A 10,791-nucleotide genomic window follows, 5' to 3' on the forward strand; every position below is an offset into this window, starting at 1 on the left:
CGCGAGATATGGCGCTACGCGATGACTCGCCGACGCAGCAGAACAGTGGTTAGCGGGCACGACGGAGGCCCGCCCCTGCGAGCAGGGACGGGCCTCGAGTATGTCGTGGGGCCTTCCGCTCAGCCCCTGCCGTTGTTGGCGTCGGGGCCGGGCGCGGCTGCTGCCTGATTGACGGCGGGCATCCCCGGGATCGACGAACCGGCCGGGAGCTCGGGAAGGGGCGGAAGTTCGGGCAGGGGCGGGAGGACGACGCCCATGTTTGCGAGGGCGTCGGAGATCATCGGGGCGCCGATGACGGCCGCGGCGACCGAGCCACTAATGGCGACAACCGGCAGGAGCGCGCCGACAGACGCGGAGGGTGACGAGCCCGCCGAACCAAGGATAGTGGTCAGACCATCGTCGATGCCGAGTGAACCCGCGACCGGGGCATATGTAGAGGCGAGCGACCCCGTGGTCGGCTCACCGATCAGAGAGCCGGTTGTGTCGACCGAACCGGTGCCCGGTGCGGGATTGGAGAAGTCGGCTGAGCCCGAGGACGCATCGGCCACCGAGGCGAGCGAACCGGTAGTCGGCTCTCCGATCAATGACCCCTCGGTGTCAAGCGAGCCGAGCCCGGTAGCGTTAGCCGGCGGACGAACAGAACCGTCCTCGCCCAAGGAACCCAGGCTTCCCGGAGTAGACTCGGCACTGCCCGTGCTTCCGAGGATGCTTGAGGAGAGCGTACCGCCCTCATCCTCCGCGGACTGGGCACCGGCAACAGCCGTGCCGCCGGAAAGCGCAAGAGCGGAGGCAGCCGCAACGGCGGCAACTCGGGAAATTGTGGACGACATGAGTCGGTCTCCTCGTTTAGCGGTATGAACTGTCGGGACGCCCCGCAGTAGTCACCCGGATCGGGTCGGCGGACGCGTGGGGCCGCCCCTAAGACGCGGCCCCACGGTTCCAGTGTTGGACGTTAACACGCCGCTAAGGTAACTGTCAGACTAGGGCGTGTCTCCCATAGCTGAGCGGTGACCCGCGAGACCGTGGCCGTATGGGACAGACGAAGTCACGATTTCGCCAGTTCACCGACGAGCAGTGGGAGCGGATAGAGCCCCTGCTGCCCTCCAATGAAGGGCGGCAGGGGCATCGGTTTCGCGACAATCGCAAAGTCGTCGAGGGGATCATCTACCGCTACCGAGCAGGTATTCCCTGGCGGGACCTACCCAGCGAGGAGTTCGGTGCGTGGCAGACCGTGTGGAAGCGTCACGCCCGCTACGCCCGGGACGGGACCTGGGATCGCATCCTGCACGTGATCCTGGCCGATGCCGACGCAGCCGGAAAGATCGACTGGAACGTCTCGGACGACGCCACCATCTGCCGCGCTCATCAGCACAGCACAAATACAACGCGCCCTGAGCAGGACACAGGGGGCAGGGTCGAATCACAAGAACCGGCCCTTCCGGGACTGTGAACCCGCAGGTCACGGCATCGGTCGCTCGCGAGGAGGGCTGACCACCAAGATTCACAGTGCTGTCGATGGCCGCGGCCGACCGCTGGCGAACGTGATCACCGGTGGGCAACGAAACGACGGCGCGATGCTGGCCGAAGTCCTGGCCGACATCCACGTCCCACGCCACGGCAAGGGCCGACCCCGCACCCGCCCCGACGCGGTGATCGCAGACAAGGCCTACTCGTCCGGCACGATCCGCCGCCAGCTCCGCAGTCGCGGTATCGCCGCTGTCATCCCGGAGAAAAGCGACACCATCGCCGCTCGCGAACGCCGCGGCAGCCGCGGTGGCCGACCCCCGAAACTCGACACTGGCCTCTACAAAGACCGAAACGTCGTTGAACGTTCCTTCGCTCTGGCCAAGCAATGGCGAGCGCTGGCCACCCGCTACGACAAACTCGCGATAACCTACCGCGCCGCCGTCACCCTCTGTGCAATTCTCACCTGGCTACGCCGATTGGGAGACACGCCCTAGAGGATCCCACTGTCCGAACTGCTATCAGCCCCAACTCCCTCCCAGGCGAGCTGGCCTATCAGACGCCGGCGCCAGATTTTGCACTGTCGCGCTTGGACATCACGGGCACATCCCCAGCGATCGAGTACTCGCCGAACGGCCCGGAGATACTCCTGTGCACACAGGGCGCAGCCGTCGTGAGGTCCAATGGAACGCGTGACGACATCATCACTGCAGGCAGCGCGACATGGCTCCCCGCATCGACCCGGCGGGCAACCTTGTCGACCAAGGACGAAGCGACGCTCTTCCGAGTCCGAGTCGGTACGACGTAAAGCTCAAACCCCGTGATGCACAACTGCTCCGAGACTCTTGGACGCCCCATGTTCGCCGATTCGCCGAACGGGTTTTCCGACCGCGCGCGACCAGTCCGGTCCGCCACCATATAGTTGCTGAGATGCCCGCTATGAAGTGGTCGCCGCGCAACGGCGCAAGTGTGGAGCCCGGACGCCGGGCTCGCGGGCATTTCCACTATCGGATCTCCCCGTGGATCCTGATCGATGCTGTTCTCCTGACCGTCTGCGCGACGGTGGCGTTCCTCCTCCGGTTCGACCTCGACCTCGACCTCACGATGGCTGCCGAAGAGCTGCCCCGCGCACCGGCGTCCGTCACCATCGCTGGATTGATTCTTCTGGTCTGGACGCTGGGCTTGGGGTCGGGTCTCTATCGGGGGCGCTACGTCCCTGGGAGCATTCACGAGACCACCACGCTGCTCGCGGTGTTCATGGGCGCGTCCCTGATCGGCTTCATCACCATTGCAGTGATCGGTGCGCCGTTCAGCGTCCCGAAATCGATCCCTCTGAGCACCTGCGCCTTCACGTCGACCGCTGCGCTCATCCTCCGCTTCCTCGTGCGCCGGAACGAGTTGTTCGGTGCCGGTGTCAAGGAGAAGGGCGTCAAGGCGATCGTCTTCGGCGCCGGATCGGGCGGGCACTGGCTCGTCAACCTGCTCCGTCGCTCGTCGGCCACGCCGTATATTCCGGTGGCGATTCTCGACGACGACAGGGCGAAGACCGGGATGCTGGTAGACGGCATCAAGGTCGTCGGCAACCGTCATCATCTCGCTGCCGTGGCGAAACGCACGTCGGCGACCTCGCTGCTGATCGCAGCCCCGAGCATTCCCGACAAGGAGCTTCGCGAGATCAAGGACGAGGCTGCCGCCCTGGGGCTCGAGGTCGTCGTGATGCCGGCGATCGGCTCGATCATGAGCAACCGGTCCGACTCCGGCGAGCTGACCCACATCGACGTCGACGAGCTGCTGGGGCGCCCGCCGGCGCACCTCAACTCCACGCAGATCGCCGATTCCATTCGCGGCAAGAAGGTCCTCATCACAGGTGCCGGCGGATCGATCGGGTCCGAGCTCGCCCGCCAGATCTCCCGGTTCCGCCCCTCCGACCTGGTCCTCCTCGACCGTGACGAGTCGGGGCTCCACCGGGTCAAGCTGACGATCGACCGCGAAGCGATGCTCGACGGCGAAGACACCGTCCTTCTTTCCATTCGCGATACCGACGCCCTGGTCGAGGCATTCTCCCGCATCGCGCCCGACATCATCTTCCATGCGGCCGCGCTCAAGCATCTCCCCCTCCTCGAGCGGTTCCCGCTCGAGGCCGTCAAGACCAACGTCCTGGGTACACACAATGTCCTCGCCGCCGCGATGAGCGCCGGAGTTCAGACCGTGGTCAACATCTCCACGGACAAAGCTGCCAACCCCACCTCCGTGCTCGGCTCGTCGAAGCGGGTCGCCGAGCGGATCACCGCGGCCTTCGCTCGCGACCACCCGGACCGCTGCATCGTCTCGGTGCGGTTCGGCAACGTCCTGGGATCCAGAGGCTCCGTGCTCACCACGTTCGAGCACCAGATCATCGCCGGTGGGCCCGTGACGGTCACGGATCCCGACGTCGCCAGATACTTCATGACCATCCAGGAGGCGTGCAAGCTCGTACTCCAGGCCGCGGCGATCGGACGGAACGGGCAGACCCTCGTCCTGGACATGGGAGAGCCGATCCGGATAGCCGATGTCGCCGAGACCCTCATTGCCAAGTCCGGACGAACGGACATCGAGATCGCCTACACGGGCCTGCGAGAGAGCGAGAAACTCGTCGAGGTCCTGTTCGATGATTCCGAGGACCCGACGCCGAGCGAGTGCCACGACGCGATCTCCGTGGTGACCGTCCCCCCGCTAGCCATCGACACCGAACACCTCGCACACCTCTCCGACTCCGAGGCGGCCAAACAATGGGTCACCCTGCATTCTCACTACTGATACCGTTCGGCGTCGCCGCAGCGGTGACGGCAGCGTCCTGCCCTCCGATCGAACGGGCATCCAGGCGACTGGGGATCATCGACACTCCGAATGAACGGTCCTCGCACACTCGCGAAACCCCTCGCTCCGGGGGTATCGCGTGTGCGCTCGGGGTCGCCGCTGCCACGATCGTCCGCCCGCCTCGAACCCGAGGGGGCATCGCGGCGAGGATCGCGACGTTCGCTCTGGCCGGCGTCGGGCTGGCCGACGACAAGGTCGGGCTGCCCCCTGCCCCGAGGCTCGCCTCTCAGATCGCCATCGGGGCGCTTTACGGCACCGCTGTAGCCGGGCGCCGTGGAGCGCTTATCGGGTCGGCCGTCATGCCGGCAACCGTAAACGCGACGAACTTCATGGACGGGATCAACGGCATCACCGGGGCCACGGTGCTCACGTGGGCGGTCAACCACCGACTTCGGCACCCGAACTCCCCCGCCTACCTAACCGGCGGTGGGATGCCCGCTGCTGCCGCCGGGGCTGCGCTCGGATTCCTGCCCTTCAACGTCCCCTCGGCGCGGCTGTTCCTCGGCGACTCCGGGAGCTACCTGTTCGGGGCCGCGATGGGCGCCACGCTCATCGCCGACCTCACCGACCTCACCGACCTCACCGACCCGAGGTCACCGGGCTTGTCACGCGTGGCCGCGGCACACGCTCCCCTGCTCGTCTATTTCGCTGACACCGGGGTGACGCTCCTCCGCCGTGCACTGCGCGGGGAGAATCTCGCCGCCGCGCACCGGGAGCACGTCTATCAGAGAATCCAGGCGGCCGGACCATACCCCCATTGGGCAACAGCTATCTCTTGCGCTGTAACGCAAGCAATAGCATCAGCAACCGTCAGCAACCTTAGCCGCCGATTGACGGCCCATCCTGCCCGACTCACAGATGGGGAACGATACCCATACTGGATCAGTTGGCGGGCCCCAAGAAAGACGACGCTCAAGGAGCCATCGAGAACCACTCGACAACTCCATCGCAAACGAAGCCAGAACAGAATAGGATGTAGCAATCGCCCCAGGTTTTAACGTTGAGCAACTCGATCTTCCACAACCAGAACACCCACAGCCGACGACATGACGCTTCTAGCAGACCAGGCAGCCTTGATGAATATTAAATCAGCCCCTAAAACGATAGTGATCGTTCGTTGCGTCGAACTGGGCGCGCGCGAACGTGAACTCATCAAACAAATCAAGGCGGCAAACCCTCATTGGCCCATAATAGCCGTAACAGACACCATACACCGCGTGCCTAACAAACCGAATACAATCGAGTCCGATGCTGACAAAATGCTTGAACTCGATGCAGACTTTGTGAAAAGTTCCGGCCTCCATTTCTACCTAAACAAGACTGGATGGATGTGTGGGGACTACGTAATATACAAGGCACTGGAGCTCGACTGGGACTTTGCTTGGGTCATTGAGCCAGACGTTTACTTCCTCAACGGCGCAGAAGACATTCTTTCACGGCTTCAAGTGTTCGACCATGACCTATTAGCAACGCACATGTGGATCGCCGGGGACGGCTGGCTAGGCACCGGCATCCTTAAAGAGATACGCCCTGATCTCACCGTGCACGCAATGGCTTTCCCGCTGCTCCGCATAAGCAGAAGGGCAGCTGAATGGTCCCTATCACTGAGGCGCTCAATTACTGAAAAACTCGACCCAGGCACCAAAGTGCCAAACGACGAAGCTATCGTCGGCACAGCCGTATACAACAACTCTGGAACTATGCTGGATATTCGACGCCTCTACGAAGAGCACTTCGCGCTATGGAGCACACTCGATCGAGTCAGCATTGAAGACGTATCCCAGCAGTCAACAGCGCCGATGATCGTACATTCGGGACAGCGGAAAGAGAAATTCGTCAAACAGATGTTGGGATACTGGAAAGGGGCGGTTGACGGTTCAGACTTCTGCGCCCGTCAGCTCGGACGCTCTCTCGGTACCGCCTCGAAGCAAACACTACTAGAGTTAATCACGGACATTCTCGAACTTGAGAGATCGTGACAGGACAGGAAACTCGAAAATGAATGAAGTGAACAGAGCTACAATATCGTCCCCCTATAGCATCGCCGATGCAGCAGGGGGTGCAGCCCAGCTTGACCCAATAGACATGACCGGGAAACAATTTCCAAATTGCACTCCTGGGATCTATCGATTCACAGAGAAGCTAGCCAACGGTGCGCACCTAGAATCACTCTTACACCGAAAGCATGCCGATTCTTTGGTCGTCGTATTTCATGGGGCGACCGATCGCACTAGGTACAAGATGCCCCGGTTTGAGTGGTTTAACACCTTAACCTCGAACGACCTGGACGCGAGCGTCCTGTATGTATCCGACCCAGTACTATCAATCGATGAGAGGATTCAACTTGCCTGGTACGTCGGCTGGAAAGACATTGACGTACATGAAATCATCGCCAACCGCATCGACGAGGCTCGCAGAACTTTCGGCGCAAAGAGACTAATAATTGCGGGCTCGTCCGGCGGAGGATTCGCGAGTTTGATGGTGAGTAGCTTGCTGCCGGACTCTATCTGCATACCAATGAACGCGCAAACCTCCATACCAGGCTACTTTGTCAACGGAACGGGGCTTGGTCCTCAACGTTTCTTTGCCGAGCGTGTTATGCCGCATCTTGTACCCAATGGACTGAAAGATTCAGAAATACCTAGCTGGGCGGAGCCGATGCTAGACCGACTTTCAGCGGTACAAAGATACAGTCGTCGAATGGAGAACAGAGTCGTGTACGTCCAGAATGTCAACGACTTCCACTTGGAGCAGCACTTTTTGCCATTTCTCCACTCAACTGTAAATGCAGGCAATGGCGCCGAACTGAGCACAGTTTTCTACTCAGGGCCAACAGCGCATGTTGTTCCCTCTGCCGAGATTTTCGCTACGCAAATTATTGACGCGCTTGGCTAGTGTCGCGTTTCTGAAGTTGGTTTAGGGTTCGCTTTCGCGAGGATCTCCTCGGGGGCTTTGGTCCAGACGAACGGGTGTTTGCGGTCGTTCCAGCCCGTGATGAATTGGCGGATCTTGGCGTTGAGGTCCTTGACGGATGTAATCCAACCACACAGGGATCGAGCCCAGGTCCAGGGTCCGCCACCGCCGTCTTCCCTCACCACGGTCGTACCAAGGCGCGCGAGCGCCGCACTCGCCGCAGCGGCCTCGACCAGTGAGTATTTGGAGGTTTGGGGGCCACCGAATATTGCGTTTGGGGGCCAGCAGTATTGCCGTTGGGGGCCGGTGATCGCGTCTGTGGGGACCACCGGCCCCGTCTCGGGGATTACTTACTGACTCGCGGCGGCGTGTTCGCGCATGTTGTGGGTGCCGGTGTCGATCCAGAGGGTGTTGTGGACGATGCGGTCCATGACGGCGTCGGCGTGCACTCCGGAGCCCAGGCGCTGGTGCCAGTCTTTCTTGGGGTACTGGGTGCAGAAGACGGTCGACCCGGTGTCGTAGCGCCGCTCAAGGAGCTCGAGGAGCATTCTGCTGATCGTCTCGTCGGGGTGGTCGAGGAGCCATTCGTCGATCACCAGCAGGGAGAACGCGGCGTACTTCTTGAGGAACTTGTTCTGGCCCTGGGGTCGGTCTTTGGCCAGGGCCCAGGCTTCTTCGAGGTCGGGCATCCGGAAGTAGTGCGCCCGGAAGCGGTGCTGGCAGGCCTGCTTGGCCAGGGCGCAGCCGAGGTAGGACTTGCCCGAGCCGGTGAGGCCCTGGAAGACGACGTTCTGTTGGCGCTGGATGAACGAGCAGGTGGCCAGCTGCGCGAGCATGGCCCGGTCCAGGCCGCGCTCCTCGACCAGGTCAACGCGCCGCAGATCGGCTGCTGGGTAGCGCAGGTTGGCCCGGCGGATGAGTCCGTCGATCTTGGAATGGTTGAAGCTCTCGTGGGCGTGGTCGACGACCAGCTGCAGGCGCTCGCCGAAACTCATGCCGACCACGTGGTCGTCGTGTTGCGCTTCGATCGCCTCGAGCAGTGGCTGGGCGCCCATTTCGCGGAGCTTGCGTTTGGTCTCGCTATCGATGCTGCTCCTCGGGCACTCCTGGCGTAGTAGTCAGCGCCGCGGACGTAGCCGCCGGCCTGCTCGGGCTTCGTGCGTGGCTGTAGGGCGGCGGTCTTGTCCTGGCCGGTGGCCAGGATCGGGTGGATATGCGCGTAGCGGGGTGAGCGCACCGGCCCGGTCAGCGCCAGGGCGCAGGCGGCTTCGACGCGCTCTGCTGAGAACCGCCGCGAAAGGCGCAGCACCGCCAGGGCAGCGTCCAGGCCCTGTTCGTCGACGGGCACGGATTCGAAGATCCGGCCCGCCACGATCACCGCCGCTGGCCCCACCCGCTCGGCCCACTCCCTTACCCGGGGCGCATCCCACTGCTGGTACTGGCGGCCGGCGGGCAGGTCGGCATCGTTGGTGCGGTACTGACCTGCAGCCTGCTCGGGAAGCAGAAGGTGGCTGGAGATCCGCTCGGTGCCGCGGTAGATCTCCAGCGTGCGGGCGGTGATCCGCACATCGACCTTGGAGCCGATGTGCGCCAGCGGGGCGGAGTAGAAGTTCCGCTCGAACACCACGTGCCCGTTGCGGCCCACCCGCCGACCGTAGAGCCACCGGCTGATCTCGAACGCCACCTCGGGCAGCGGCGTGAGCAGCGGGCGCTCCTCGGCGGTGAACACGCTCAGTCTCGAGCCGGGGCGTTTCTCCGAACGGTTCGCGATTATAGGCGTCCATCCGCTCACCGATCGCCTCTGCCAGTTCGGGCACCGTGTGAAACGTCCGGTCCCGCAGGCCGGCGATCACCCAGGTCGCCACGTGCGCCACGGTGTTCTCGGCGCCAGATTTGTCCTTGGGCCTCCGTATCCGCCCTGGTAGGACCGCTGCTGAGTAGTGGGCGGCCATCTCCCTGTAGGCGTCGTTGAGGACGATCTCCCCGTCGCGGGGATGGGAGACCACGCCGGTTTTGAGGTTGTCGCACACGATCCGCGGCACCGACCCGCCGAAGGCGTCGAACATCGCCACGTGCGCCCGAAGCCACGCGTCCTGCTGCATGTCGGTCGATGGCCAGACGAACGCGTACCGGCTGAACGGCAAGCACGCCACGAATAGGTACACCTTCCGCGTAGCTCCGGTGACCGGATCGGTGAGCTCCATCGTGGGGCCGGACCAGTCGACCTCGACCGTCTGGCCGGCCTTGTGCCCGACGCGGGAGGCGGCGCCGGTGACCATCACGTGTCGCTGGTAGGTCTTGCACCACCGGTCATAGCCCATCGCCGGCGCTTTCGCGTGGGCGCAGCGGTCGGTGTACTCGCCGTGCAGCAGCTTGAGTGTGACCCCGACCCGGGCCATCTCGCGGTGGACCTGTTCCCAGTCGGGCTGGGCGAACACGCTCTCGTGTTCCCCGCGGCCCGGGAACAGGCGGGCGTACACCTGCTCATCGGTGAGCTCGGCGACGTCGTCCCAGCTCGTCTCGGTCGCATCGGCGGCCTCCAGCACCGCCGCGATGCTCTTGCGGGACATGCCCTGCGAGGCGGCGATCGCCCTGCCTGACAAGCCTTCGGCGCGAAGCTGCAACACGAGCTTCGCCCTGATTTTCCGTACAGTCACGGATTGCTCCTTCCGCCGCGTGCCCTATACACGCGGCGGAAGGAGCCTAGAAGCGGGTGGCCCCCACGGACGCTACTGCTGGCCCCCAAGCGCAATATTCGCAATCTCGGCCACTGGCCCCCAGAGGCAATACCGATGGACCCCAGTGAGACGAATATTCAACCAGGTCGCTGGGGTCGCACGCACGCGACGACCTCCCCAGCGACCTCGTCATACTCGATGCTCTCGACGACCGTCTTGTCGACCCCGAGCAGGGCACGCCATAAAGTGGCATTTCGCACGCCGTTCTCCGCTCTACAGTTCCGGACCTTCAACAAGCCAGGAACCTAGACAGAGAACGGCGTGCCCCCGTTCAGGCGCGCTCAACCACCCACGGAAGCGTCAGGAGAGCCTCTTTTCCCTGCTGCAGAACAACGTCCTCGACCGCCGATCCTGGGCCACCAGAGACGAGCTCCGGACCGCCATCGTGCACTGGATCGAACGCACCTACCATCGCCGCAGACGGCAGGACCGCCTCGGCAAATTGACCCCCATCGAATACGAGACTATCATGACCGACGAGGCCCTTCAGGCCGCGTGACTGCCCGTGTCACCTAACCGTGCATCAGCCCCTCGCCTCCCAATCGCGGCCGGCCTACTGGCTCGAAGCACTACCCGACCGGGTCGCCGCCGACTCCATCGTCAACCGCCTGGCCAACAACGCCCGAGAGATCAACCTCGGCGAGATCGACATGCGCCGCCAACGCGACGACCAAGCCCGAGCGACCACCGACTACTGGGAGTAACCCCCGACGGAACCGGCCCGCCTCATACACGGGCCGGTTCCCGGTCACCGGAGCATCGGTACCAACTCGCCGGACTCGCGGTACCGGCAAGCCCTATCTGCCAACCCGCCCGGCAC

At 63.5% G+C, this 10,791-nt stretch carries 8 protein-coding genes and 3 pseudogenes; 7 read left to right on the forward strand and 4 right to left on the reverse strand.

Annotation, left to right across the window (positions count from 1 at the left end):
- Positions 1-119: 119 nt before the first annotated feature.
- Positions 120-656, reverse strand: a complete 537-nt coding sequence (locus AB5G72_RS14015) for a hypothetical protein (RefSeq protein ID WP_440220142.1) — start codon at positions 654-656, stop codon at positions 120-122.
- A 374-nt stretch (positions 657-1,030) separates the two neighbouring features.
- Here AB5G72_RS14015 and AB5G72_RS14020 point away from each other — a divergent pair.
- The 5 genes from AB5G72_RS14020 to AB5G72_RS14040 all read left to right on the forward strand — a co-directional run bounded on the left by AB5G72_RS14020 (position 1,031) and on the right by AB5G72_RS14040 (position 7,215).
- Positions 1,031-1,961, forward strand: a protein-coding gene (locus AB5G72_RS14020; RefSeq protein ID WP_440220143.1) for an IS5 family transposase whose coding sequence is annotated in 2 segments (ribosomal slippage) — positions 1,031-1,423 and positions 1,425-1,961 — 930 coding nt in all. Because the reading frame shifts where the segments join, the coding sequence is not laid out codon by codon here.
- Between the two features lie 433 nt (positions 1,962-2,394).
- Positions 2,395-4,260: a polysaccharide biosynthesis protein gene (locus AB5G72_RS14025; protein WP_440220144.1), complete on the forward strand. Its 1,866-nt coding sequence runs from the start codon at positions 2,395-2,397 to the stop codon at positions 4,258-4,260.
- Positions 4,233-5,318 carry a hypothetical protein gene (locus AB5G72_RS14030; protein WP_440220145.1) on the forward strand — a complete coding sequence of 362 codons (1,086 nt, stop codon included), beginning with the start codon at positions 4,233-4,235 and terminating at the stop codon, positions 5,316-5,318. Before AB5G72_RS14025 ends, AB5G72_RS14030 begins: the two co-directional genes overlap by 28 nt.
- 48 nt (positions 5,319-5,366) lie before the next feature.
- Positions 5,367-6,299, forward strand: a complete 933-nt coding sequence (locus tag AB5G72_RS14035; RefSeq protein ID WP_440220146.1) for a hypothetical protein — start codon at positions 5,367-5,369, stop codon at positions 6,297-6,299.
- A gap of 19 nt (positions 6,300-6,318) precedes the next feature.
- Positions 6,319-7,215: a hypothetical protein gene (locus tag AB5G72_RS14040; RefSeq protein WP_440220147.1), complete on the forward strand. Its 897-nt coding sequence runs from the start codon at positions 6,319-6,321 to the stop codon at positions 7,213-7,215.
- A gap of 141 nt (positions 7,216-7,356) precedes the next feature.
- Here the strand turns inward: AB5G72_RS14040 and AB5G72_RS14045 are convergent.
- The 3 genes and pseudogenes from AB5G72_RS14045 to istA form a co-directional block, all read right to left on the reverse strand.
- A pseudogene (locus AB5G72_RS14045) lies at positions 7,357-7,464 on the reverse strand (transposase family protein); the annotation flags it as partial.
- Positions 7,465-7,583: 119 nt separating this feature from the next.
- On the reverse strand, positions 7,584-8,288 hold the full coding sequence (locus AB5G72_RS14050; protein ID WP_440220148.1) for an ATP-binding protein: 705 nt from the start codon (positions 8,286-8,288) through the stop codon (positions 7,584-7,586).
- 41 nt (positions 8,289-8,329) lie between these two features.
- A pseudogene (gene istA, locus AB5G72_RS14055) lies at positions 8,330-9,890 on the reverse strand (IS21 family transposase); the annotation flags it as partial.
- A 385-nt stretch (positions 9,891-10,275) separates the two neighbouring features.
- Between istA and AB5G72_RS14060 the strand changes: the two are divergent.
- Both AB5G72_RS14060 and AB5G72_RS14065 read left to right on the forward strand, forming a co-directional pair.
- Positions 10,276-10,470 (forward strand): annotated as a pseudogene (locus AB5G72_RS14060) (IS3 family transposase); the annotation flags it as partial.
- Between the two features lie 19 nt (positions 10,471-10,489).
- Positions 10,490-10,675: a hypothetical protein gene (locus tag AB5G72_RS14065; protein WP_440220149.1), complete on the forward strand. Its 186-nt coding sequence runs from the start codon at positions 10,490-10,492 to the stop codon at positions 10,673-10,675.
- Positions 10,676-10,791 lie beyond the last annotated feature (116 nt).

The organism is Dietzia sp. MNB45 (assembly GCF_051994785.1).
GTDB classification, from domain to species: domain Bacteria; phylum Actinomycetota; class Actinomycetes; order Mycobacteriales; family Mycobacteriaceae; genus Dietzia; species Dietzia kunjamensis.

Coding starts and splice junctions, on each gene's coding strand:
- AB5G72_RS14025 (WP_440220144.1), top strand. CDS start 2,395: ATGCCCGCTATGAAGTGGTCGCCGCGCAACGGCGCAAGTGTGGAGCCC.
- AB5G72_RS14030 (WP_440220145.1), top strand. CDS start 4,233: ATGGGTCACCCTGCATTCTCACTACTGATACCGTTCGGCGTCGCCGCA.
- AB5G72_RS14035 (WP_440220146.1), top strand. CDS start 5,367: ATGACGCTTCTAGCAGACCAGGCAGCCTTGATGAATATTAAATCAGCC.
- AB5G72_RS14040 (WP_440220147.1), top strand. CDS start 6,319: ATGAATGAAGTGAACAGAGCTACAATATCGTCCCCCTATAGCATCGCC.
- AB5G72_RS14050 (WP_440220148.1), bottom strand. CDS start 8,288: ATGGGCGCCCAGCCACTGCTCGAGGCGATCGAAGCGCAACACGACGAC.